At 61.9% G+C, this 22018-nt stretch carries 23 protein-coding genes and 1 pseudogene; 11 read left to right on the top strand and 13 right to left on the bottom strand.

What is annotated here, in order from left to right:
- Nucleotides 1-28 precede the first annotated feature (28 nt).
- Both AC0J41_RS08180 and AC0J41_RS08175 read left to right on the top strand, forming a co-directional pair.
- Nucleotides 29-988 (top strand): nucleoside-specific channel-forming protein Tsx, encoded by a 960-nt coding sequence (locus tag AC0J41_RS08180; protein WP_025108867.1) that lies wholly within the window; start codon nt 29-31, stop codon nt 986-988.
- Nucleotides 989-1003: 15 nt separating this feature from the next.
- On the top strand, nt 1004-2026 hold the full coding sequence (locus AC0J41_RS08175; RefSeq protein ID WP_473015114.1) for a purine-nucleoside phosphorylase: 1023 nt from the start codon (nt 1004-1006) through the stop codon (nt 2024-2026).
- Between the two features lie 994 nt (nt 2027-3020).
- On the opposite strand, the gene AC0J41_RS08170 is transcribed toward AC0J41_RS08175, so the two are convergent.
- From AC0J41_RS08170 to AC0J41_RS08160, 3 genes are all read right to left on the bottom strand, one after another.
- The gene (locus tag AC0J41_RS08170; RefSeq protein ID WP_473015113.1) at nt 3021-3977 is read right to left on the bottom strand and encodes a quinone oxidoreductase family protein; all 957 of its coding nucleotides are present in this window, start codon (nt 3975-3977) and stop codon (nt 3021-3023) included.
- A 31-nt stretch (nt 3978-4008) separates the two neighbouring features.
- Nucleotides 4009-4182 (bottom strand): DUF1427 family protein, encoded by a 174-nt coding sequence (locus AC0J41_RS08165; protein ID WP_081794837.1) that lies wholly within the window; start codon nt 4180-4182, stop codon nt 4009-4011.
- Between the two features lie 212 nt (nt 4183-4394).
- Nucleotides 4395-5162, bottom strand: coding sequence for an AraC family transcriptional regulator (locus AC0J41_RS08160; protein WP_177327304.1), 768 nt, complete (start codon nt 5160-5162; stop codon nt 4395-4397).
- A gap of 145 nt (nt 5163-5307) precedes the next feature.
- Between AC0J41_RS08160 and AC0J41_RS08155 the strand changes: the two genes are divergently transcribed.
- Both AC0J41_RS08155 and AC0J41_RS08150 read left to right on the top strand, forming a co-directional pair.
- The gene (locus tag AC0J41_RS08155) at nt 5308-5535 is read left to right on the top strand and encodes a DUF6555 family protein (RefSeq protein ID WP_003223528.1); all 228 of its coding nucleotides are present in this window, start codon (nt 5308-5310) and stop codon (nt 5533-5535) included.
- Between the two features lie 38 nt (nt 5536-5573).
- The gene (locus tag AC0J41_RS08150) at nt 5574-5846 is read left to right on the top strand and encodes a hypothetical protein (protein ID WP_025108863.1); all 273 of its coding nucleotides are present in this window, start codon (nt 5574-5576) and stop codon (nt 5844-5846) included.
- A 23-nt stretch (nt 5847-5869) separates the two neighbouring features.
- Here AC0J41_RS08150 and AC0J41_RS08145 read toward each other — a convergent pair whose 3' ends face one another.
- The 4 genes from AC0J41_RS08145 to AC0J41_RS08130 all read right to left on the bottom strand — a co-directional run bounded on the left by AC0J41_RS08145 (nt 5870) and on the right by AC0J41_RS08130 (nt 8150).
- Nucleotides 5870-6037, bottom strand: a complete 168-nt coding sequence (locus AC0J41_RS08145; RefSeq protein ID WP_081730276.1) for a metallothionein — start codon at nt 6035-6037, stop codon at nt 5870-5872.
- 397 nt (nt 6038-6434) lie between these two features.
- Nucleotides 6435-6824: a hypothetical protein gene (locus AC0J41_RS08140; RefSeq protein ID WP_473015112.1), complete on the bottom strand. Its 390-nt coding sequence runs from the start codon at nt 6822-6824 to the stop codon at nt 6435-6437.
- Between the two features lie 382 nt (nt 6825-7206).
- Nucleotides 7207-7662, bottom strand: coding sequence for a DMT family transporter (locus AC0J41_RS08135; RefSeq protein ID WP_025108861.1), 456 nt, complete (start codon nt 7660-7662; stop codon nt 7207-7209).
- Nucleotides 7663-7664: 2 nt separating this feature from the next.
- Entirely contained in the window at nt 7665-8150 is a 486-nt protein-coding gene (locus tag AC0J41_RS08130; protein ID WP_473015111.1) for a DMT family transporter, read from the bottom strand.
- A gap of 112 nt (nt 8151-8262) precedes the next feature.
- Here AC0J41_RS08130 and AC0J41_RS08125 point away from each other — a divergent pair, with 112 nt between their 5' ends.
- Nucleotides 8263-9198 carry a LysR family transcriptional regulator gene (locus tag AC0J41_RS08125; protein ID WP_025108859.1) on the top strand — a complete coding sequence of 312 codons (936 nt, stop codon included), beginning with the start codon at nt 8263-8265 and terminating at the stop codon, nt 9196-9198.
- Between the two features lie 125 nt (nt 9199-9323).
- On the opposite strand, the gene AC0J41_RS08120 is transcribed toward AC0J41_RS08125, so the two are convergent.
- Nucleotides 9324-11006 carry a methyl-accepting chemotaxis protein gene (locus tag AC0J41_RS08120; RefSeq protein WP_025108858.1) on the bottom strand — a complete coding sequence of 561 codons (1683 nt, stop codon included), beginning with the start codon at nt 11004-11006 and terminating at the stop codon, nt 9324-9326.
- A 200-nt stretch (nt 11007-11206) separates the two neighbouring features.
- Complete coding sequence (locus AC0J41_RS08115) at nt 11207-12523, bottom strand: Na+/H+ antiporter family protein (RefSeq protein ID WP_025108857.1); 1317 nt, start codon at nt 12521-12523, stop codon at nt 11207-11209.
- A 287-nt stretch (nt 12524-12810) separates the two neighbouring features.
- On the opposite strand from AC0J41_RS08115, the pseudogene AC0J41_RS08110 reads away from it, so the two are divergent.
- Together AC0J41_RS08110 and AC0J41_RS08105 are read left to right on the top strand one after the other, a co-directional pair.
- A pseudogene (locus AC0J41_RS08110) lies at nt 12811-14100 on the top strand (cache domain-containing protein); the annotation flags it as partial.
- Between the two features lie 102 nt (nt 14101-14202).
- Nucleotides 14203-14958: a methyl-accepting chemotaxis protein gene (locus AC0J41_RS08105; protein WP_371262551.1), complete on the top strand. Its 756-nt coding sequence runs from the start codon at nt 14203-14205 to the stop codon at nt 14956-14958.
- A gap of 139 nt (nt 14959-15097) precedes the next feature.
- Here the strand turns inward: AC0J41_RS08105 and AC0J41_RS08100 are convergent, their stop codons facing one another.
- Genes AC0J41_RS08100 through AC0J41_RS08085 form a run of 4 tightly spaced genes read right to left on the bottom strand, consistent with a single transcriptional unit; the run spans nt 15098 to nt 17708 of the window.
- Nucleotides 15098-16411, bottom strand: coding sequence for a sensor histidine kinase (locus tag AC0J41_RS08100; RefSeq protein WP_473015110.1), 1314 nt, complete (start codon nt 16409-16411; stop codon nt 15098-15100).
- Nucleotides 16408-17076, bottom strand: a complete 669-nt coding sequence (locus tag AC0J41_RS08095) for a response regulator transcription factor (RefSeq protein ID WP_473015109.1) — start codon at nt 17074-17076, stop codon at nt 16408-16410. Before AC0J41_RS08095 ends, AC0J41_RS08100 begins: the two co-directional genes overlap by 4 nt.
- Nucleotides 17077-17079: 3 nt before the next feature.
- Nucleotides 17080-17400, bottom strand: coding sequence for a PepSY domain-containing protein (locus tag AC0J41_RS08090; protein WP_025108853.1), 321 nt, complete (start codon nt 17398-17400; stop codon nt 17080-17082).
- The gene (locus AC0J41_RS08085) at nt 17400-17708 is read right to left on the bottom strand and encodes a PepSY domain-containing protein (RefSeq protein WP_025108852.1); all 309 of its coding nucleotides are present in this window, start codon (nt 17706-17708) and stop codon (nt 17400-17402) included. Before AC0J41_RS08085 ends, AC0J41_RS08090 begins: the two co-directional genes overlap by 1 nt.
- A gap of 245 nt (nt 17709-17953) precedes the next feature.
- Here AC0J41_RS08085 and AC0J41_RS08080 point away from each other — a divergent pair, with 245 nt between their 5' ends.
- From AC0J41_RS08080 to codB, 4 genes are all read left to right on the top strand, one after another.
- Nucleotides 17954-19033 (top strand): patatin-like phospholipase family protein, encoded by a 1080-nt coding sequence (locus tag AC0J41_RS08080; RefSeq protein ID WP_473015108.1) that lies wholly within the window; start codon nt 17954-17956, stop codon nt 19031-19033.
- A 95-nt stretch (nt 19034-19128) separates the two neighbouring features.
- The gene (gene queD / locus AC0J41_RS08075; protein ID WP_007955941.1) at nt 19129-19485 is read left to right on the top strand and encodes a 6-carboxytetrahydropterin synthase QueD; all 357 of its coding nucleotides are present in this window, start codon (nt 19129-19131) and stop codon (nt 19483-19485) included.
- 204 nt (nt 19486-19689) lie between these two features.
- Nucleotides 19690-20502: an alpha/beta fold hydrolase gene (locus AC0J41_RS08070; protein WP_025108850.1), complete on the top strand. Its 813-nt coding sequence runs from the start codon at nt 19690-19692 to the stop codon at nt 20500-20502.
- A gap of 243 nt (nt 20503-20745) precedes the next feature.
- Nucleotides 20746-22017 carry a cytosine permease gene (codB, locus tag AC0J41_RS08065; RefSeq protein ID WP_473015106.1) on the top strand — a complete coding sequence of 424 codons (1272 nt, stop codon included), beginning with the start codon at nt 20746-20748 and terminating at the stop codon, nt 22015-22017.
- The last annotated feature ends 1 nt before the right edge of the window (nt 22018 follow it).

Here is a 22018-nt window from a genome sequence, read left to right as displayed (position 1 = left end):
GGCCTCGATCCGCAAAAAAGGACTTTGAATGCACGCCGCTTCCCCTCTTCGCGCCCCATTTGCGCGCACGTTTGCTGTTTCCTTGCTACTGACCGGCGTTACCGGAGTTCTCAGCCACAGCGCGCTGGCGCAGCCGGCCTTGCCCGAAGAATCTGCCCAGGGCGAAACCCTCAGCCCCGAAGCCAGTCCGCCGAAACAAGGCGCCTATCTGTCGGACTGGTACAACCAGGACCTGACGCTGATCGGCAGCAAGGACATCAGCTTCGGCCCGCAACCGGCCGACGATATCTACCTGGAATACGAATACTTCGGGCGCAAGGGGCCGTTCGAGCTGTACGGCTACGTCGACATTCCGAAGATCTTCAACATCGGCAACAGCCACGACAAAGGCGTGTGGGACCACGGCTCACCGGTGTTCATGGAGCACGAACCACGCATATCCATTGACTACCTCGCCGGCCGCAGTCTGGCCATCGGTCCGTTCAAGGAATGGTACGTGGCGTTCGACTGGATCTACGATCACGGCAGCCGTAAGGAGAATCGCGCCAACACGCTGTACAGCGGCTTGGGCACCGACATCGACACTCATTCGCGGGTCAACCTGTCGGCCAACCTGTACGGGCGCTACCAGTGGGAAAACTACGGCGCGAGCAATGAGTATTCGTGGGACGGTTACCGCGCGCAGCTCAAGTACATCGTGCCCATCGACAAATTCAGCAACGGTGCCTCGCTGACCTACATCGGCTTCACCAACTTCGATTTTGGCTCGGACCTGCACAAGGACAACCCGGCGCGCACCGCCAATGCCACGGTGGCGACCAACGTGTTGCTGTACTCGTTCACCCACTTGCGCTTCACCCTGGTCGGCCGTTATTTCCACAACGGCGGCAACTGGGAGGACGGCAGCGAGCTGAACTTCGGCGACGGCAACTTCCGCGCACGCTCCAACGGGTGGGGTTACTACGCCGGCATCGGCTATCAGTTCTGAATTCAGGAGATTCTCATGCAAGCAATGACGCGTCTGACCCTGGCCGCTGCGGCCCTGCTCTCTTCCACCACATGGGCGGCTGAAGCGCCGATCCAGCCGAAAGTGGTGCTGATCACCATGTTCGCCCCCGAGGCACAGCACTGGATCGAGCGCCTTAACCTCAAGCAGGAAATCCGCGTGTCGGGGTTGTCCGCCGAATACCCGACCATCCGCTGCAACGCGCAGCAGGTGTGCCTGTTGACCACCGGCATGGGCCAGACCAATGCCGCCGCCTCGACCCTGGCCTTGGCCCTGTCGCCGAAATTCGATCTGCGCAAAAGCTACTTCCTGATCGCCGGGATCGCCGGCATCAGCCCGAAACACGGGACCATCGGCACCGCCGCGTGGGCGCACTATCTGGTGGAATTCGGTACGCAATGGGAACTGGATTCGCGCGACGCGCCGTCGAACTGGCCGACCGGTTATATCGGCATCAACACCAAGGGCCCCAACGAAAAACCGCCGCTGGACTACAAGACCGAAGTCTTCGAACTCAACCCGACATTACAGGCGAAAGCCTTCGCCCTGAGCCACAAGGTCGAGCTGAGCGAAAGCAAGGAATCGGCGGCGTGGCGCCTGAAATACCCGTCTGCCCCGGCCAACCAGCCGCCAGTGGTTACCCGCTGCGATACGCTGGCGGGCAACACCTGGTTCTCCGGCACACGCCTGAGCGAACGCGCCGAGGTCTGGACCCAACTGCTGACCGACAACAAAGGTGAATATTGCACCACGCAACAGGAAGACAACTCGACCTACGAGGCCTTGCAGCGCGCCAGTCGCGAAGGTCTGGTGGACGTGCAACGGCTGGCGGTAGTGCGTGCTGGCTCCGACTTCGACCGGCCCGCACCGGGCGGCAGCGAAGTGGATAACCTGCTCAAGTACGCCGATCAAGGCGGCTTCGTGCCGGCGCTGGAGAATCTCTATCGCACGGGTAATCCGCTGGTGCAGGACATCCTGAAAAACTGGTCGGCGTGGGAGAACGGCGTCCCGCAATCCTGAAACCTGTGCAGCAAAAAATGTGGGCGCGGGCTTGCGTTCTGACTGTGGGAGGGGGCTTGCTCCCGAGGGTGGTGGGTCAGGCGGTTTTTGGTTGAATGAAATACCGTTTTCGCGAGCAAGCCCGCTCCCACAGGGGGATGCGTTTCAAATGTGGGAGGGGGCTTGCTCCCGAAGGCGGTGGGTCAGGCGGTTTTTGGTTGAATGAAATACCGCTTTCGCGAGCAGGCTCGCTCCCACAGGGGGATGCGTTTCAAATGTGGGAGGGGGCTTGCTCCCGAAGGCGGTGGGTCAGGCGGTTTTTGGTTGAATGAAATACCGCTTTCGCGAGCAGGCTCGCTCCCACAGGGGGATGCGTTTCAAATGTGGGAGGGGGCTTGCTCCCGAAGGCGGTGGGTCAGGCGGTTTTTGGTTGAATGAAATACCGCTTTCGCGAGCAGGCTCGCTCCCACAGGGGGATGCGTTTCAAATGTGGGAGGGGGCTTGCTCCCGAAGGCGGTGGGTCAGGCGGTTTTTGGTTGAATGAAATACCGCTTTCGCGAGCAGGCTCGCTCCCACAGGGGGATGCGTTTCAAATGTGGGAGGGGGCTTGCTCCCGAAGGCGGTGGGTCAGGCGGTTTTTGGTTGAATGAAATACCGCTTTCGCGAGCAGGCTCGCTCCCACAGGGGGATGCGTTTCAAATGTGGGAGGGGGCTTGCTCCCGAAGGCGGTGGGTCAGGCGGTTTTTGGTTGAATGAAATACCGCTTTCGCGAGCAGGCTCGCTCCCACAGGGGGATGCGTTTCAAATGTGGGAGGGGGCTTGCTCCCGAAGGCGGTGGGTCAGGCGGTTTTTGGTTGAATGAAATACCGCTTTCGCGAGCAGGCTCGCTCCCACAGGGGGATGCGTTTCAAATGTGGGAGGGGGCTTGCTCCCGAAGGCGGTGGGTCAGGCGGTTTTTGGTTGAATGGCGAGCCGCTTTGGCGAGCAGGCTCGCTCCCACAGTTGTTTTGTGGCGTTAAGGGATAAGGATAGTTTTGTCGCCACTGCCCTGATTCACCTCGGCATAGCGCTGCAACCCCTCCGCCAATGGCACCTCGACCAAACCCTGCGGCAATGGCAGCCGATCCTCATCGAAGAACCGCCCGAACTGCTCCAGCATCGCCGCGCAAGCTTGCACGCCATACAGCAGCGAGTTGATCCCGACCACCGAACCGCCCTTGCGGTACAGCGCCAGCGCCGGCAACTGCACATGGCCGTCGACCGGGGCCGCGATAATCGCGATACGACCGAACGGTGCCAGCGCCGCTACCGAGGCCGGCAGCCAGAAACCGGTGGTGTCGAAGATCACATCGGCGCCGCCGCTGTACACCGCGTGGACCTGTGCACCGAGGTCTTCGGGCTTATCCAGCTGAATTGTCTGAAAACCCTGTGCCTGCAAGTCCTTGACCTGCTCTGGCCGCCGCGCCGCCGCGAGTATCTGCGCCCCACGGACCTTGGCCAACGCCAACGCCGCCGTCGCCACCGCACCGCCACCGATCACCAGCAAACGGGTTTCAGCACTCACCAGGCTGCGTTCCAGCGCATCCCATGCCGTGGTGTACGGCACGCCGAGGCTGGCAGCCTGGGCGAAGCTCAGGTGCGACGGTTTATGCGCCACGCCGTTGGCCGGCAGCTTGACGAATTGCGCATGCGAGCCATCGGCGAAAAAGCCCAGTTCGCGCCCGGTGCCCCACACCTCCTGACCAAGTAAGGCCTGCGGCCCTGCAACCACGACGCCGGCGAAATCGCGCCCGGGAATCCGTGGCAATGTGGTGTAGGGGAAACGCCCGAGCACGTTCTTTACGTCGCTGGGGTTCAGACCGGCCGCCTTGATCTCGACCAGCACGTCGTCAGCGCCGGGCACCGGAGTGGCTACGTTGACCAAACGCAGGGAGGACAGGTCGCCGGTTTTATCGAATTGCAGTGCTTTCATGAGGACATCCACCGAAGAGAGAAAGAAAAATTCACGAGAACCAGCCAGCGACCAGTTGCCGACCCAGCGGCCACAACTGCTCACCCGCGAGCATGCCGAGCAGCCCCACCAGGGCGATGGCCGGAGGTGCCGGCGAACGAAAATGCAGCGCGCCATAGAGCAGGCCGACGCCCAGACCGATGGCCAGCGAAATCAGGTAGTTCATGGGGGAACTCCACCGCGTGAAAGGGATGGGCAGAGTCTAGGGAAGGATCGGCGGAGGCGCCGGCCAAGGACTTCTGAATTTCGGCCAAATCCGTTGAATTCGCCACACGCCACTGTAGGAGCGAGCCTGCTCGCGAATGCGATATGCCTGTGAAGAATGAAGTCACTGACCCGGCGCTTTCGCGAGCAGGCTCGCTCCCAAAGGGGTTGTGTTCAGGTGCTCATGAATTGCGAGGGTGCTACGCCCAGTTCCCGGCGGAACATGTCGCTGAAACTGCTCGGCGAATAGCCCAGCTGCCGAGCGATCGCACTCACTGGCACGCCCTGAATCAACTCCGCCACGGCCGTCGCCAGTTGCACCTGCCGCCGCCATTCGGCGAAGCCCATACCGAGGCTGTCCTTGAACAACCGCGCCAGCGTACGCACACTGGCCCCGGCGTTTTCCGCGTGCTGCTCGAAAGGAATGTCCAGCGACGGCGCCGCCATCACCGCCTGACACAGGTTCATCAGGCGCCGGTCGGAATCGTCCGGCATTGCGATCTTCAATTGCGAGCGCCGGGCACGCTTGAGCTCCAGCAACGCCAGACCGACCAATGCGTCGTAATAGGCCGGCTCACCGCTGTCACCCTGCTCGACCAGCCCGACGATCAACTCGCGCAGCAGCCCTGCAACCTCGATCACCTGCACCGTCGCATCCAGCGTCGCCGCCAGCGCCGGACGCAGGTAGATGTTGCGCATCTGCAAGTCCGAAACCACGCGAATCCCGTGCGGCACCCCGGGCGGCAACCACACCGCCCGTTGCGGCGGCACCACCAGCGCTTCATGCGGGGTCTCGACCCACATCACCCCGCTCATCGCATACAGCAACTGACCCCAGACATGCTCGTGCGGCTCGATGAATAACCCACGCGGATAGGTGCGCGCCAGCGGTTGCACCGGCACATCGGTATCACTCAGATCGGGAGGCGCAGCGAGGGCCATGGCGAGCATTCATTGGGGTTGGCAGAGCGGCCATGGTACCCAGTGCGCCGATGTGTCGCCAACGATAGATACCGTCGGACAATCCGAGTGAATTTTCCCGGCGCGCCGCGATCCTTCTAATACCACAGGGAGGAATACGGGCTTTATGAACAACGCAAAACTGTTTGTCATCGACTACACCCTTCACGGCACGCCCAAATCGTTCATTATCCGTTCGGACAAAATGGATAATGCCGAGGCGTGGCACTGGGCAAGCTGCGACGCCGGCGTGGGTCGCATCCCGCGTTTCGGCCGGGAAAAAGTGCAAAAGACCAGCAAACCGATGGCGGAAAAATTCGGCGTGGAAAATGTCACATGGCGACCGGCGAGCTAGACTCTCGCCAGGCAATGGGGACATTTGGGGGAATACACATGACCAGCATCTTCAGCCCGGCGCATCTGGACTACGGCCTTGACACCCTGTTCGGCCGCATCACCAAAAGCGTCGACTGTCGAGTGGGCCTGGAACCCGTCGAAGATGACCCATACTGCTTCGCCCTGCGCGTACCGGCACCGTTACCGGAAGACCTCGACCAGGCGAAAACCGTGGTGGTCAGGGTTGAAGGTCGACGGCTGCAAGGCACGGTACGCCATACCGAACGGCTGGATGATGAAAGCCTGAAACTGGAAGTGGAGCCTGATTAGGCTCCACTTTTTTTTGCATGTCGTCATTTGGGGTGGGCGCAATGGCAGCCCTTGCTTGAACACTCCTCGCCACCCTTGTGGTGGTGCGCGCAGGCTTCACAGCAGTAGTGTTTGCCGTGTACGGCGTAGGCGTGGTCGCCTTCCTTGATTGTGCATTTGCAGTTGGGGCAATCGCATTTTCTATCTGGCATGGGGGCGGACTCCTTTTTTGGTGGTTGTCTGCGGCTTGCCGGGGCAAGCCGTAAAGATCAGTGTAGGAGCTGCCGAAGGCTGCGAACTTTTGATCTGGATTTTTTCGAAGCAAGAGCAGTTCTGTTCTGCGTTTTACCTGCGGATTGGGGGATATCCGTTTCTGCGGGTGCTGCCGCTGGCGGCTTCGCTCTTACCGCGAGTCTCTTTTTCAAACGAAAAAAAGGAACCAAAAGGCTTTGCCTCCGGCGTACGGCACTTCGCTTAGGCTCAGCGTTCCCTCGCTGTGGTGTCCATCCGAAGGGGCTTGAGATCAACAGCCACGTCGAGAGCCAAAGGCATAGCAGATCAAAAGATCACAGCCTTCGGCAGTTCATGCATGGGATTGGGTGTATTCAGTTAGAGATTGGTTGGCGGGTAGGCCGTCTTCGCGAGCAAGCCCGCTCCCACAGTGGGGATGTGGGTGTTCAGTTGGAGATTGGTCGGCTCGTAGGCCGTCTTCGCGAGCAAGCCCGCTCCCACAGTGGGGATGTGGGTGTTCAGTTGGAGATTGGTCGGCTGGTAGGCCGCCTTCGCGAGCAAGCCCGCTCCCACAGTGGGAATGGGCGGGGTCAGTTGGAGATTGGTCGGCTCGTAGGCCGCCTTCGCGAGCAAGCCCGCTCCCACAATGGGAATGTGGGTGTTCAGTTGGAGATTGGTCGGCTCGTAGGCCGCCTTCGCGAGCAAGCCCGCTCCCACAATGGGAATGTGGGTGTTCAGTTGGAGATTGGTCGGCTCGTAGGCCGCCATCGCGAGCGGGCTCCTACAGTTTAAAGAGCGTGCCCGGCATGCGGCGAAGCCGCCCCACTCAAATGGCCGAGTGTCAGCTCGCCGAAAGCTCTTGATCTTGCCGTACCGGCCCCTTCGGCAGGCTGAGTGGAGGGGTTTATCCGGGGGTGGGAGCGCAGCGACCGTTTGGCGCAGCCAAACACATCGAGAGGAGGTGCAGCGAAGCAAACCGGAGGCGATGCCCCCGGATGAATCCCGCAATGAAGGAACCCGAGCCACGGCGAGGGCCGAACGCCGGGGCAAGCCTTTTTGGTTACTTTTGAGGCGTTTGTCAAAAGTGACCCGCCGTAAGGGCGGAACCCTGCTCAGCCCCCAACCCAAAAAACGGATATGCACCCAAAACTCAATCAGAACGACGAACACCGCTCCGGTACATAAAAACCAACGCCAACCCCAGACAAACCATCGCCAACACCCGAGAAGACGAAAGCTCGATCGCCGGATTCCCCAACCAGCCAAAATTATCGATCAACATCCCCATCCCCAACTGCCCGACAATCACCGCAACAGTCGCCACCGCCGTCCCCACCACCGGCACCGCACCGACCATCACCATCATGTAAACCACCCCGAACAAAGCACCGCAGACCTGCCACTTCGGCACATCGAGCAAACTCACCGCATGCGCCGGCTCGAAAAACACAATCAACAACCCGGTCGTCACCGCGCCGACAAAAAACGTCAGCAGACTGCTGCGCAACACCCCGACGGTCTCACCCAGGCGTCCATTGATCGCCGCCTGCACACTCAACACCGCACCGGCCAACACCACCACCGCCAACAAAATAACCAGACTCATCTTCAACCCCGCGCAATCAAAACCAGTGCCACCACAATCAGGCCCAGCGCCAGCCAGCGCTCGGCATTGACCTTCTTGCGCGTCGCGCCGAACCAGCCGAAATGGTCGATCAGCACACTCTTGCCCACCTGCCCCGAGAGAATCGCGATCATCGTCATCGCAATTCCGATATGTGGCGTCGCCAGGGTCAGCACCACCACATACATCGGTCCGAGAAAGCCGCCGATCAATTGCCAGCGCGGCAGATCGGTCAGCGCCGTGCCCTTCTGCGGCCCCGCGAACAGCAACAGCAGAAACAGGATCGCCGAGCCCACGCCGAAGATGCTCAAGGTCGCCCACAGATGCCCGACCTGAACCCCCAACGGCCCGAGCAGACCCGCCTCCACCGACAAGCCCATACCGGCCAGAATCACCAGCGGCAGCAACAACAGGCGCAACCCCGGCTTGCGCACCGGCGTCGCCACACTCACCTCATCCAACGTCTGCATAACCAAAACCTGTGCAAATAAACGATGGCGCGGATTATCGGCTGGCGACGCTGTGCGATAAATGGGAGCATCCGGACAACACTTTTGCGCAACCCGCACAGCAGGACGACTCATGCACGGGCTCAATGAACTGGGATTCAAGACACTCAGGCTGTTTGTGGCGGTGCTCGACCATGGCAGCTTTTCCGAAGTCGCCCGCCGCGAGGGTGTTGCGCCCTCTTCGATTTCGCGGCAAATCCAGTTGATGGAGCAGGCGCTGAACCAGCAATTGCTCTACCGCCACACCCGCGCCGTGACGCCAACGGAAGCCGGGCGCATGCTCGGCCACCACGCGCGGCTGGTGCTGGTGCAATTGGAGGAAGCCGAACAGGCGTTGCAGGAACAGCAAAGCGACCCCACCGGACTGGTGCGGATCAACGCGCCGGTGGTGTTCGGCCAACGGCATCTGACACCGTGGCTCGGGCAGTTATGTGCGCGCTATCCGAAGCTGCAACTGGACATCCAGCAGACCGACCATTACGTCGACCCGCTGCAGGAAGGCGCCGACCTGCTGTTCCGCATCGGCCCGCTGCACGATTCGAGCATGCAGGCACGGATTCTCGCACCGCACCGCTTTCAGGTCGCGGCCAGCCCGGCGTATCTCAAGCAGCACGGCACACCACAACATCCCGACGAACTCGCGCAACACCAGTGCCTGGCCTACAAAGGTGCGACCGGCCAGCAGCGCTGGTTCTTCCGGCAGGATCAGGGCGATTGGACACCCTACTCGGTCAAAGGCCCGATCACCGGCAACCACGCCGACACCCTCACCCAAGCCGCCGAACAGGGTCTGGGGCTGGTGATGTTTCCGTCATGGCTGATTGGTGAAGCGGTACGCGAAGGCACGCTGGTGCCGGTGCTGGGGGAATATCAGGTGTCGAACAGCCTGGAGCCGCAGCAGATTGCCGTGCTGTGGCCGGGGAGCCGGCGGCTGTCGGTGAAGGTGCGCACGGTGATTGATTTTTTCATGGAATGCTTCGGCGAAATCCCCTACTGGGACAGACCCTGAGCCTTGCACAAAACCCAATGTGGGAGCGGGCGTGCTCGCGAAAGCGTCGTGTCCGTCAGCCATTCTGTATCTGACACAGCGCATTCGCGAGCACGCCCGCTCCCACAAAGTTTTTGCAGCAACCTTTAAATACGGAACTGGCCCACCAGTTTGCCCAATCGCTGGCCAAGTTCGGCCAAGCTGCGCGAGGTCTGCGCGCCCAACTGGGTCTCATCCGCCACGCTGTCCACCGCCACCGCAATCTGATGCACGCTGCGGTTGATTTCCTCGGCCACCGCCGTTTGTTCCTCGGCAGCACTGGCGATCTGCGCGTTCATCGAGTTGATGGTCGCGATCAGCTCCGCCATCGCATCCAGCGACGCCCCGGCCTGATTGGCCTGCGCCGAGGTGCCATCGCCCGCCTCGCTGGACCGGCGCATCGCCTCGACCGCCGACTGCGTGCCCGCTTGCAAGCGATCGATCATGCCCTGAATTTCCTGGGTGCTGATCTGCGTGCGGCTGGCCAGTGCCCGCACTTCGTCCGCCACCACCGCAAAGCCACGCCCGGCCTCCCCGGCACGCGCCGCTTCAATTGCAGCGTTCAGCGCCAGCAGGTTGGTCTGCTCGGCAATCGAGCGGATCACCCCGAGCACGCCGACAATCGACGACACGTCCTGCTGCAGGCTGTCGAGTGACACGCCGCTGCTGCGAATGTCATCCACCAGCGCATGAATCTGTTTGATGCTGCCGGCCACCACGCGCTTGGCGCTCTGACCTTCTTCATCGGTCTGCTGTGCGGCGACGGCGGCATTCTGCGCGCTCTTGGCCACTTCCTGAGCGGCGGCAGACATCTCGTTGATCGCCGTGGCGACTTGATCGGTCTCGTGGCGCTGACGCTCCATCGCCTGATCAGAGCGCTGGGCCTGATCCGAGACCTGGGTCACCAGGCCAGTCAGTTGCGTGGTCATCTCGGTGATCTGCCGCACCAGGCCGTGGATCTTGTCGACGAAACGGTTGAACGAGCCAGCCAGTTCGCCGAGTTCGTCCTGGCTGGTGATGTTCAGCCGGCGCGTCAGGTCGCCCTCGCCCGCCGCGATGTCGTCGAGGTTGGCTTTCATCAGAGTCAGCGGCCGCAAAATGGCATTGGCCAGCAGCATCCCCGCTGCGGCGATCACCAACAGTACCAGCACCGCCACGCCGACGATGCTGAGGATCACGCCTTCCATCCGCTCCTGCACCTGGCCTTCGACCACCGCCACCTGCGCTTCAATGCCGTCGAGGTTGACCGACGTACCCACCGCCATGTCCCACTTCGCCAGGTACTCGGTGTAGCCGAGTTTCGGCACCAGCACGTTGGCGTTACCCGGCAACGGCGAGCTGTATTGCAGATAGTGGGTGCCGTCCTTCGCCACGCTCACCAGGCCGCGATTGACGTAAACGCCATTGGGGTCGCGGTTGTCCTTGAAGCTTTTGCCCACGCCTTCAGGGTCGTTGGCCTTGAACAGGCGCACGGTCTCGGAGTCGTAGCCGAAGAAGTAGCCGTCCTTGCCGTAGCGGATCCCCGACAGCAGCTTGATCGCCTGCGCCCGCGCCTCGTTGTCACCGGGGGCGGCTGCGTCATACAACGGCTTGATCGTGGTCATGGCCACGGCGACGTAACTTTGCAGCGTGGCCTTGGCGTCGGCGAGCAAACGCTCGCGGGTCTGCTCGACCTCGGTGTGCGCCTGTTGCTTGAGGATGAACAGCGTGGTCAGGCTGATGACCAGCGCAAAGAGCAACACCGGCAGGACGGCAAGCGACAGGACTTTGGCCTTGAGACTCAAGCGCATGGGGGGAGCTCACTCTTTTGGTTTTATTGGCGTGGTTAAAGGCGTTAACGGCACGCGCAAACAAAAGTTGAGTCTGGAGATGCCTCGTATCCCTGTGGGAGCGGTCTTGCTCGCGAAGGCGGTGTATCAGAAACACAATTGTTGACTGACACGACGCTTTCGCGAGCAAGCCCGCTCCCACAGTCTGGGATTTGTGGTGGTCAGAGGACCATCGCGGCCACCCAGCCGAACGCCAGCAACGGCAGGTTGTAATGCAGGAAGGTCGGGACCACCGTGTCCCAGATATGGTGATGCTGGCCGTCGATGTTCAGACCGGAGGTCGGCCCGAGGGTCGAATCCGAAGCCGGCGAACCAGCGTCGCCCAAGGCCCCGGCAGTGCCGACGATGCAGACGATCGCCAGCGGGCTGAAGCCCAGTTGCACGCACAGCGGCACGAAAATCGCCGCAAGGATCGGCACGGTGGAGAACGACGAACCGATGCCCATGGTCACCAGCAGCCCGACCAGCAACATCAACAGTGCGCCGACGCCCTTGCTGTGATTGATCCACGAAGCCGACGATTCGACCAGGGTCTGCACCTGCCCGGTGGCCTTCATCACTTCGGCGAACCCGGACGCGGCGATCATGATGAAGCCGATCATCGCCATCATCTTCATGCCTTCGGTGAACAGGTCATCGGTCTCGCGCCACTTGACGATGCCCGACACCGAGAAGATCAGAAAACCGACCAGCGCCCCGATAATCATCGAGTCCAGCAGCAGTTGCACAATGAACGCCGCTGCAATCGCCACACCGGCGATCATCAGGCTTAGCGGGTTGTACTGCACCGCTACCTGCTCGACTTGCTCGATTTTCGCCAGGTCGTAGACGCGCTTCTTGCGGTAACTGATGAATGCCATGGCCAGGCCGAACACCATGCCCAGCGCCGGAATGCCCATGGCGTGGGTGACGTTGATGCCACTGATGTCGACGCCACTGCGCGCGACGTTGGCCAGCAGGATTTCATTGAGGAAGATGTTGCCGAAACCCACCGGCAGGAACATGTACGGGGTGATCAGGCCGAAGGTCATGACGCAGGCGATCAGACGACGATCGAGTTGCAGCTTGGTCAGCACATATAAAAGCGGCGGCACCAGCAGTGGAATGAACGCAATGTGGATCGGCAGGATGTTCTGCGAGGCAATCGCCACCACCCAGAGCAGGCCGATCAGCAGCCATTTGACGCTGCCGCCACCGGTCGCGTGTTGCCGGTCAACCATCGCCAGGGCCTTGTCGGCCAGCGCATGGGCCAGACCGGACTTGGCAATCGCCACCGCGAAAGCGCCGAGCAGCGCGTAGGACAACGCCACGGTCGCCCCCCCGCCCAGGCCGCTGTTGAACGCCTTGAGCGTGGCGTCGATGCCCAGACCACCGGTCAGGCCACCGACCAGCGCACCGACGATCAGGGCGATCACCACGTGCACACGGGACAGGCTGAGGATCAGCATGATGCCGACCGCAGCAATCACTGCATTCATTTCACTACCTCAAAAAACACTGCGATGAAATTATCACCGCCAGACAGGATGAGTCCGCCCACGGAGCACCGGCGGATTTGCAAAGAGGGTCTTATTAGAAGGGCGCGCACTGTGCCGCAGAGTGACCGCAGTGTCAAAGCGAGCGAATGTAACAACCGATGAAGAACCCTGTAGGCGGAATTCGGCGACTGCGGCAATCGGTCATATTGCACTTGAACAATAAAGAAAGCTGAAACGCGGCCGTTACAGTGCAAAGTCTCAGATATTTATCGAATAAGGACGTCTCCATGTCGCTCAGACAACTTTCCATTCAATGGAAAATCACCCTGCTCGCCGGCCTCTGCCTGGCGGGCATCGTGACCCTGCTGGTGGGTCTTTCGCTGTACCGCATGGAGCACAGCTCCGAGCTGGTGAAGGCGTCGAGCATGGAGATGCTGACCGAATCGGCCCAGGCGCGCATTGAATCGCAAGGCGAAGTGCAGGCTGCCGGCATTCGCCAGCAGTTCATGGACGCCTATCAATACGGCCATGGCTTCTCGCGCCAGGTGCTGTTCCTGCGTGAACAGGCAGAAAAGCGCTTCCTCGATGCCTTCGATCTGCGCGAAGACATGACCCGTCAGGTCAAATCCGCCCTGCAGGCCAACCCGGAACTGCTCGGCCTGTCGCTGGTGTTCGAAGCCAACGCACTGGACGGCAAGGATGAACTGTTCGCCGGTCAGGCCGAACTGGGCAGCAACGACAAGGGCCGTTTCGCCTTGTACTGGTCGCAGCCGACTCCCGGCAAAGTCACCTCGATGGCCCTGCCGGAAAGCGACATGGCCGACACCAGCACCGGCCCCAGCGGCCAGGCCGCCAACGCCTGGTTCACCTGCCCGCGCACCACGCTCAAGCCGTGCGTGATCGAACCGTACTTCTACGTGATCGACGGCCAGAACGTACTGATGACCAGCATCGTCTTCCCGCTGATGGTCAACGGCAAAGTGATCGCCTCGCTGTCGGTGGACATCAACCTCAACAGCCTGCAAGCGATCAGCCAGGGCGCGAGCAAAAAGCTCTATGACGGCCAGACCGCCGTGAGCATCATCAGCCCCACCGGCCTGCTCGCCGGTTACAGCCCGGACGCGAGCAAGCTGAGCAAGCGTCTGGATGCCGTGGACACCGTCAGCGGTGCTGAACTGCTGCGTCAACTCGGCGCCAGCAGCAGCGTCAGCAGCCTGCACAGCAACGGCCAGTTGAAAGTGCTGTCGCCGTTCCAGCCGATCCCCGGCGGCCCGGCGTGGGGCGTATTGCTCGATGTGCCGGAAAAGGTCCTGGTCAGCCGCGCCGAAGCACTCAAGCAGCAACTGGATGCGAGCAACAATTCAGGCACCCTGATCGAACTGAGCCTCGGCGTGCTCGCAGCCTTGGTCGGCTTGCTGCTGGTGTGGCTGATGGCGCGCAGCGTGACCCGGCCGATCCTCGGCGTGGCCAACATGCTCGAAGACATCGCCAGTGGCGAAGGTGATCTGACCCGCCGTCTGGCCTATGACAAACAGGATGAGCTCGGGCAGTTGGCCGGCTGGTTCAACAAGTTCCTCGACAAGTTGCAGCCAATCATCGCCGAGGTGAAACGCTCGGTGCAGGACGCACGCAACACCGCCGACCAGTCTTCGGCCATTGCCACCCAGACCAGCGCTGGCATGGAGCAGCAATACCGCCAGGTCGATCAGGTCGCCACCGCGTCTCACGAAATGAGCGCCACCGCGCAAGACGTCGCACGCAGCGCCGCGCAAGCCGCCGAAGCGGCAAAGGACGCCGATCGCGCCACGCGTCAGGGCCTGACCGTGATCGACCGCACCACCGCGAGCATCGACACCCTCGCCGCCGACATGAGCGCAGCGATGGTCCAGGTCGAAGGCCTGGCCGCCAACAGCGAGAAGATCGGCACCGTGCTGGAAACCATCCGCGCCATCGCCGAACAAACCAACCTGCTGGCGCTCAACGCCGCGATCGAAGCGGCGCGTGCCGGTGAGGCCGGTCGTGGTTTTGCCGTGGTCGCCGACGAGGTGCGCAACCTCGCCCGCCGCACGCAGGAATCGGTGGAAGAAACCCGTCAAGTGATTGAGCAACTGCAGACCGGCACCCAGGACGTGGTCGGCTCGATGGGCAACAGTCATCGTCAGGCCCAGGGCAGTGTCGAACAGGTCGGGCAAGCGGTGACCGCACTGCGCCAGATCGGCGATGCAGTGACGGTGATCAGCGACATGAACCTGCAGATCGCCAGCGCGGCGGAAGAACAGAGCGCGGTGGCCGAGGAGATCAACAACAACGTGGCGACCATCCGTGACGTGACCGAATCGCTGTCCGGGCAGGCCAACGAGTCGGCGCGGGTGAGTCAGTCGCTAAACAGCCTGGCGAATCAGCAGCAGAGCCTGATGGATCAGTTCCGGGTCTGACGCGGACTTGCATCCAGCTGAATTCCAATGTGGGAGCGGGCTTGCTCGCGAAAGCGGTGTATCAGACAAAGCAATACTGACTGACACACTGCCTTCGCGAGCAAGCCCGCTCCCACAGGGGGTTGGGGACTGACCGGGATCAGCGTTTAGGCAACTCGATCACCACCTTCAACCCGCCCCACTCGCTCTCGCCCAACACCAGCAACCCGCCCCACGTCTCGACGATGTCCCGGACGATCCCCAGCCCCAGACCATGACCATGAGTCTGCTCATCCAGTCTCGTGCCCCGACTGAACACCTGACTGCGCTGCTGTTCGGGGATCCCCGGGCCGTCATCTTCCACGCTCAGGGCAAAGCCATCCGTGCGCTCGATCACACTCAGGCGCACTTCGGCGTCCGCCCATTTGCAGGCGTTGTCCAGCAGGTTGCCGAGCAGCTCCAGCAAATCCTCACGGTCCCATGGCAGTTGCAGACCCGGCGGCGCGACGTAGCTCAGCGCCAAATGCTCGCCGTGGATCATGTTCAGCGTCGCCAACAGTCCCGGCAGTTCCGCGTCACAATCGAACAGCGCACCGGGCAGCGCATCACCGGACAGGCGCGCGCGATTCAGTTCGCGATTGAGCCGCTGCTGCACCTGTTCCAGTTGGTCCTTGAGAATCTTGCGCAACTCCGGATGCGCATCGAGTTTTTCGCTCGACGCCAGGCTCAACAGCACCGCCAGCGGCGTCTTCAACGCATGCCCCAGATTGCCCAGCGCATTGCGTGAGCGCTTGAGGCTGTCTTCGGTGTGGGCGAGCAAATGGTTGATCTGCGCCACCAGTGGCTCCAGTTCCACCGGCACCTGATCGTCGAGTTGCGAACGCTGGCCCTGCTGCAACTGGGCGATCTGCTCGCGCGCCCGCTCCAGCGGGCGCAAGGCGCGGCGCACGGTGATGCGCTGCAGCAGCAGAATCAGCAGCAAACCGGCCAGCCCGAGACCAAGCCCGATCTGACGCATGCGCTGGAAGCTCTCGCGCACCGGGGTGTAATCCTGCGCGACACTGATCGAGATCGACTGCCCCAGGCGCCGGTAATCGGAACGCAACACCAGCAACTGCTGGCCGTCCGGGCCCAGTTGCAGGTTGCTGTGCAGACCGGGATGTTCGAGCAGCGGCAAGTCCTGATCCCACAGCGACCGCGAGCGCCAGTGGCTGTCGGCAAAATCGATACGGAAGTAATGCCCGGAAAACGGTCGCTGATACGCCGGCGACAGGTGCCGCTCATCCAGTTGCAAGCCTTGCGGGCCACGCACCAGCGCCACCAGCAGGCTTTCGCTGTCGTTGCGCAAGCCGGCTTCGAGATAGCGCTGCAGCCCCACTTCGAACAACCACAGGCTGATCTGCGCCAGCACCACGCCGACGATCACCATCACGCTGATCAACCCCAGGCTCAAGCGGCGCTGGATCGACCTCACGAAGCTTGTCCGCCGAACAGGTAACCCTGGCCGCGACGGGTTTCGATCACGGCTTTGCCCAGCTTGCGCCGCAGGTGATTGACGTGGACTTCGAGAACGTTGGAATCACGCTCGGTCTCGCCGTCGTAGAGGTGCTCGGCGAGGTGGGTTTTCGACAGGATCTGTTCCGGGTGCAGCATGAAATAGCGCAGCAGGCGGAATTCGGCGGCGGTCAGTTGAATCTCGCTGCCGTCGCGCATCACGCATTGACGACCCTCATCCAGATGCAGCCCCGCGGCCTTCAGCGTCGGCTGGTTGGCCTGGCCCTTGGAGCGGCGCAACAGCGACTGCACCCGCAAGTGCAGCTCTTCGGGATGAAACGGTTTGGTCAGGTAATCGTCGGCACCGGCCTTCAGGCCTTCGATGCGCTCGGCCCAGGAATCGCGGGCGGTGAGGATCAGCACCGGGGTCGACAGGCCTCCGGCGCGCCATTGCGCCAACACCTCAAGCCCCGGAACGCCGGGCAGACCGAGGTCAAGGATGATCAGGTCATAAGGCTCGCTGCTGCCCTGATAGACCGCATCGCGCCCGTCCGCCAACCAGTCCACCGCATAACCCTGACGTTGCAGGCCGGCGAGCAATTCGTCGGCCAGCGGCACGTGGTCTTCCACCAGAAGCAAACGCATCGATCAATCTTCCTTGTCTTTCAGTAATTCGCCGCTGTCGGCCTTCAGGTGCAACTCGCGCGCCACCCCGTCGACTGTCAGCAGCTCGACTTCGTAAACATAGACGTCGTGCTTTTCCTCCAGCTCGACTTCCAGCAGTTTGGCCCCCGGATAGCGATCCAGCGCCTTTTGCAGCACTTGCTCCAGCGGCAGAATCACCCCCTGCTGACGCAGGCGCAGCGCTTCATCGGGGCCAAGATCACGGGCCACCGCCACCGAGCAGAATGCCAATAGCACCAGGGCCAGGCGGCTCCCGGTGCGTGGCTGTAACAAATACGGCTTCATTAAGTATCCTGATGATCCTTGAGCACTTGCCCACTGACCGCGTCCAATTCCAGGTCCCACTCCAACCCCTGTGGGTCACGCATTTCGATCTGGTAGATGTACTTGCCGTACTGCTCTTCCAGCTCGGTATCGGTGATGGTCGAACCCGGGTGTTTGGCCAGCGCCGTGGCGTTGAGCTTCTCGAAGGACACGATAGTACCAGCGTCGCGCAGGCGCAGGGCTTCATCGGGGCCAAGATCGCGGGCGTGGGCGAGGCTGGCAGTCAGGCCGATGATCGAGGCAATGGACAGGGCAGTCAGGGTTTTCATGAGTGTCTCCGTTTTTTATGTGTTGCTCCGGTCGGCACCTTAGCGGGATCAACTTAACTGAAACTGAATGGCCATCATTGCCCCGGCTCAACACATTTCCCCCTGTAGGAGTGAGCCTGCTCGCGATAGCGGTGTGTCATTCAACATTCACGTATCTGATACAACGCTTTCGCGAGCAGGCTCACTCCTACAAGGTTTTGCAACATGTGCTTATAATTGTTCGCTTGCTAACGATCGAGACCGGTATGACCGCCATCCACATCAAGTTCCCCGCCCTCACCCTCAAGGCTGGCCCTCGGGCCATGGCGCGCATTCGTGCCCAGGGCCTGAACGCCGCTGACGTCGGCACCCTGCCCGGTGCCGCCGGAGGGCCGAAGGCACTGGGGATTCAGGGGCTGGATCTGGCGTTGTTCGGCGAATGGCTGCCCAGCGCGCCGCGTGAGCGCTCGCTGATCGGCGCGTCGGTCGGCTCCTGGCGCTTCGCCAGCGCCTGTCTGCCGGATGCAGCCGAAGGCATTCGCCGTCTCGGCCAACTGTACACCGAGCAGAATTTCAACAAGGGCGTGAGCATGGCCGAGATCAGCCAGAGCTCGCAGCGCATGCTCAATGACCTGCTCGACGGCCGCGATGCCAGCATCCTCAACAATGCCGACTACCGCCTGAACATCATGGTGGTCAAAAGCCACGGGCGCCTGGCCGATGACCATCGCGCTCGCCTCGGCCTGGCGCTGGGTTCGGTGATCGCCGATAACCTGCGCGGGCGCGCGCGGCTGTCGCGGCACTTCGAACGCCTGATCATTCACGACCCGCGCCTCGCGCCACCGGTCAACGCGCTGCACGACTTCCCGTCACGCTTCGTCGCCCTCAACGCCGGCAACCTGCGGCAGGCGCTGCTGGCCTCCGGCTCGATCCCGATGGTCATGGAAGGCGTGCGCGACCTGCCGGGTGCCGGCGCCGGCACGTTCCGCGACGGCGGTCTGCTCGACTATCACCTCGACCTGCCCTACAGCGGCGACGGCATCGTGCTCTATCCACACTTCACCGGCCGGGTGATCCCCGGCTGGTTCGACAAGACCCTGCCCTGGCGCCGCGCCTCGGTCGAGCGCTTGCAGGACGTGCTGTTGCTCGCGCCATCGAAGGAGTATCTGGCGCGCCTGCCTTACGGCAAGCTGCCCGACCGCAACGACTTCAAGCGCTTCATGGGGGATGCGCCGAGCCGGCAGAAATACTGGCACGCGGCAATGGACGAGAGCCGCCGCCTGGGCGACGAGTTTCTTGAGCTGAGCGCCAGCGGTCGCCTCGCCGAGCGCTTGCTGACCCTTTAGTCAGTGTTTTCCCGCATCGCCAAACACAAGCTGGTAAACTCGCCGCCTGCCCGAATCGCTGCGGCGAACGCCACCTGAACAGAGCCGAAAATACTGTGGAAATCTTCAAGGAATTTACATTCGAATCCGCCCACCGCCTGCCGCACGTACCGGACGGCCACAAGTGCGGCCGCCTGCACGGTCACTCGTTCAAAGTGGCGATTCACCTCAGCGGCGACCTCGATCCGCACACTGGCTGGATCCGCGACTTCTCGGAAATCAAGGCGATCTTCAAGCCGCTGTACGAGCGTCTGGACCACAATTACCTGAACGATATTCCCGGCCTGGAAAACCCGACCAGCGAAGTGCTGGCGAAATTCATCTGGAATGAATTGAAGCCACTGCTGCCGGAACTCAGCGCGATCCGGATTCACGAGACCTGCACCAGTGGTTGCATCTATCGCGGCGAATAACGCAACGCGAATCCCCCTTGTAGGAGTGAGCCTGCTCGCGATAGCAGATTGAGATTCAACATAGATGTCGACTGATACACCGCTATCGCGAGCAGGCTCACTCCTACAAAGGATCGGTGTTTGTCAGGAAAACAGAGAACAGCCCCCGAGGCTGTTTTTTTATGCCTATGCTTTTTGGCTCAAACCCGCCAAGAGGACAGGCCGATGACGGACTGGCTGCTGGATCAGGTCTTTGATTTCAACGGGCATCAAATACGCCATGCCGTGCGCGGTGACGGCCCGCCGCTGGTGTTCGTGCATGGCACACCGTTTTCTTCCTGTGTGTGGCACCGCATCGCGCCGCATTTCTTCGCCAGCCACCGGGTGCATTATTTCGACCTCCTGGGCTACGGGCGCTCCGCTAAACCTCACGCCGATGTTTCCCTCGGCGTGCAGAATCAACTTCTCTCGCGGTTGCTCGATCACTGGAACATCCAGCGCCCGGACGTGGTCGCCCACGACTTCGGCGGCGCCACCGCGTTGCGCACGCATTTGCTCAATGGCAAGGACTACCGCAGCCTCACGCTGATCGATCCGGTGGCGCTGACGCCGTGGGGTTCGCCGTTCGTGCAGCATGTCCGCCGGCATGAAGCGGCGTTCAGCGGCCTGCCGGACTACATCCAGCGCGCCATCGTCCCGACCTACATTCGCGGGGCGATTCACCGCGACATCCCCGACGCCGAACTGGCGCCCTACGTGCAACCGTGGCTCGGCGATCCGGGGCAAGCGGCGTTCTATCGGCAGATCGCGCAAATGGACGAACGCTATACCCAAGAAGCCGAAAGTTTGTACCCGATGATTCGCTGCCCGGTGCAGATTCTCTGGGGGGAAGAGGATCAGTGGATCCCCATCGAACGGGGCCGGGCGTTGCACGCGATGATCCCCGGTGCGCAATTCCACGCCATCCGCAACGCCGGCCACCTCGTCCAGGAAGACGCCCCCGAAGCCATCGTCGCCGCGTTATTGAGATTTCTCTGACCCATACCCAATCCCTTGTGGGAGCGAGCCTGCTCGCGAATACGGAATGTCAGTCACTGCAGAGGTCGCGTGACACTCCGCTTTCGCGAGCAGGCTCGCTCCCACATTGGGCTTCGGTGCGCCCAGTTGCACTGCTTTCGCGCCAATCCACACGACTCGTCTATACATACCCGCGCCAATCGGCATTTGGCACGACCACTGCAACCCACCCCGCGTCCTCCCCTTTCAGCAAGGAACGCCCCCATGACGCAGAACGATCCCGGTAACGACTACCCCCTCAGCGAAGTCCCCCTGCACGCACGCAAAGGCCTGGCCTCGACGGCGATGGTGCTGCTGGGTTTCACCTTCTTCACCGCGACCATGTTTGCTGGCGGCAAGCTCGGCGTGGCCTTCAGTTTCAGTGAGATGCTCGTGGTGATCATCGTCGGCAATCTGCTGCTCGGGCTGTACGCGGCAGGCCTGGGTTACATCGCCTTCAAGAGCGGCCTCAACTCGGTGTTGATGGGGCGATTCTGTTTCGGCGAGGTCGGCAGCAAGCTCAGCGACCTGATCCTCGGTTTCACTCAGATCGGCTGGTACGCCTGGGGCACCGCGACCGCTGCGGTAGTGCTGGGCAAATACTTTGAACTGGATCAAGGCACAGTGCTCGGCCTGATGGTGCTGTTCGGCCTGATGTTCTGCGCCACGGCGTATGTCGGTTATCGCGGTCTGGAGATTCTGTCGTACATCGCGGTGCCGGCGATGATGCTGCTGCTGATGCTGTCGATGTGGGTCGCCACGGTCAAAGTCGGCGGCCTCGACGGTTTGCTCAGCGTGGTGCCGACGGGTTCACTGGACTGGTCGACCGCGATCACCCTGGTGTTCGGCACCTTCGTCAGCGGCGCGACCCAAGCCACCAACTGGACACGCTTCTCGCGTTCGGCACGGGTAGCGGTACTGGCCAGCCTGATCGGTTTTTTCATCGGCAACGGTCTTATGGTGCTGATCGGCGCCTACGGTGCGATCGTCTATCAGCAGCCGGACGTGGTTGAGGTGTTGCTGTTGCAAGGCTTCGCCATGGCGGCGATGGCGATGCTGTTACTCAATATCTGGAGCACTCAGGACAACACCATCTACAACTTCGCCGTCGCCGGTTGCAACCTGCTGCGCACCGGACGGCGCAAGACGGTGACCCTGGCGGGTGCGGTGATCGGCACCCTGCTCGCCTTGCTGGGCATGTACGACATGCTGGTGCCCTACCTGATTCTGCTGGGCACGGTGATCCCACCGATTGGCGGGGTGATCATGGCCGACTTTTTCTTCCGCTGGCGCGGGCGCTATCCACGCCTGGCCGACGCGCGGCTGCCGGCATTCAACTGGCCGGGGCTGGGAGCTTACGCGGTCGGCACGCTCGCTGCGTTCCACTCGCCGTGGATCGCGCCGCTGGTAGGGATCGCCGCCGCCGCGCTAACGTATGTCATCGTCACCGGCCTGCTCGGCGCCCGTCGCGCCACTGCGCCACTACAAGACCTATAAG

The sequence above is a fragment of the Pseudomonas sp. Arb-4-2C genome (assembly GCF_055755015.1).
The sequence above is the reverse complement of the archived record's forward strand: the minus strand, read 5'-3'. Positions and strand labels throughout refer to the sequence as shown.

Excerpts from the sequence above, each read along its gene's own strand:
- AC0J41_RS08180 (WP_025108867.1), top strand. The coding sequence starts at position 29 with ATGCACGCCGCTTCCCCTCTTCGCGCCCCATTTGCGCGCACGTTTGCT.
- AC0J41_RS08175 (WP_473015114.1), top strand. The coding sequence starts at position 1,004 with ATGCAAGCAATGACGCGTCTGACCCTGGCCGCTGCGGCCCTGCTCTCT.
- AC0J41_RS08170 (WP_473015113.1), bottom strand. The coding sequence starts at position 3,977 with ATGAAAGCACTGCAATTCGATAAAACCGGCGACCTGTCCTCCCTGCGT.
- AC0J41_RS08165 (WP_081794837.1), bottom strand. The coding sequence starts at position 4,182 with ATGAACTACCTGATTTCGCTGGCCATCGGTCTGGGCGTCGGCCTGCTC.
- AC0J41_RS08160 (WP_177327304.1), bottom strand. The coding sequence starts at position 5,162 with ATGGCCCTCGCTGCGCCTCCCGATCTGAGTGATACCGATGTGCCGGTG.
- AC0J41_RS08155 (WP_003223528.1), top strand. The coding sequence starts at position 5,308 with ATGAACAACGCAAAACTGTTTGTCATCGACTACACCCTTCACGGCACG.
- AC0J41_RS08150 (WP_025108863.1), top strand. The coding sequence starts at position 5,574 with ATGACCAGCATCTTCAGCCCGGCGCATCTGGACTACGGCCTTGACACC.
- AC0J41_RS08145 (WP_081730276.1), bottom strand. The coding sequence starts at position 6,037 with ATGCCAGATAGAAAATGCGATTGCCCCAACTGCAAATGCACAATCAAG.
- AC0J41_RS08140 (WP_473015112.1), bottom strand. The coding sequence starts at position 6,824 with ATGGCGGCCTACGAGCCGACCAATCTCCAACTGAACACCCACATTCCC.
- AC0J41_RS08135 (WP_025108861.1), bottom strand. The coding sequence starts at position 7,662 with ATGAGTCTGGTTATTTTGTTGGCGGTGGTGGTGTTGGCCGGTGCGGTG.
- AC0J41_RS08130 (WP_473015111.1), bottom strand. The coding sequence starts at position 8,150 with ATGCAGACGTTGGATGAGGTGAGTGTGGCGACGCCGGTGCGCAAGCCG.
- AC0J41_RS08125 (WP_025108859.1), top strand. The coding sequence starts at position 8,263 with ATGCACGGGCTCAATGAACTGGGATTCAAGACACTCAGGCTGTTTGTG.
- AC0J41_RS08120 (WP_025108858.1), bottom strand. The coding sequence starts at position 11,006 with ATGCGCTTGAGTCTCAAGGCCAAAGTCCTGTCGCTTGCCGTCCTGCCG.
- AC0J41_RS08115 (WP_025108857.1), bottom strand. The coding sequence starts at position 12,523 with ATGAATGCAGTGATTGCTGCGGTCGGCATCATGCTGATCCTCAGCCTG.
- AC0J41_RS08105 (WP_371262551.1), top strand. The coding sequence starts at position 14,203 with ATGGAGCAGCAATACCGCCAGGTCGATCAGGTCGCCACCGCGTCTCAC.
- AC0J41_RS08095 (WP_473015109.1), bottom strand. The coding sequence starts at position 17,076 with ATGCGTTTGCTTCTGGTGGAAGACCACGTGCCGCTGGCCGACGAATTG.
- AC0J41_RS08090 (WP_025108853.1), bottom strand. The coding sequence starts at position 17,400 with ATGAAGCCGTATTTGTTACAGCCACGCACCGGGAGCCGCCTGGCCCTG.
- AC0J41_RS08085 (WP_025108852.1), bottom strand. The coding sequence starts at position 17,708 with ATGAAAACCCTGACTGCCCTGTCCATTGCCTCGATCATCGGCCTGACT.
- AC0J41_RS08080 (WP_473015108.1), top strand. The coding sequence starts at position 17,954 with ATGACCGCCATCCACATCAAGTTCCCCGCCCTCACCCTCAAGGCTGGC.
- AC0J41_RS08070 (WP_025108850.1), top strand. The coding sequence starts at position 19,690 with ATGACGGACTGGCTGCTGGATCAGGTCTTTGATTTCAACGGGCATCAA.
- codB (WP_473015106.1), top strand. The coding sequence starts at position 20,746 with ATGACGCAGAACGATCCCGGTAACGACTACCCCCTCAGCGAAGTCCCC.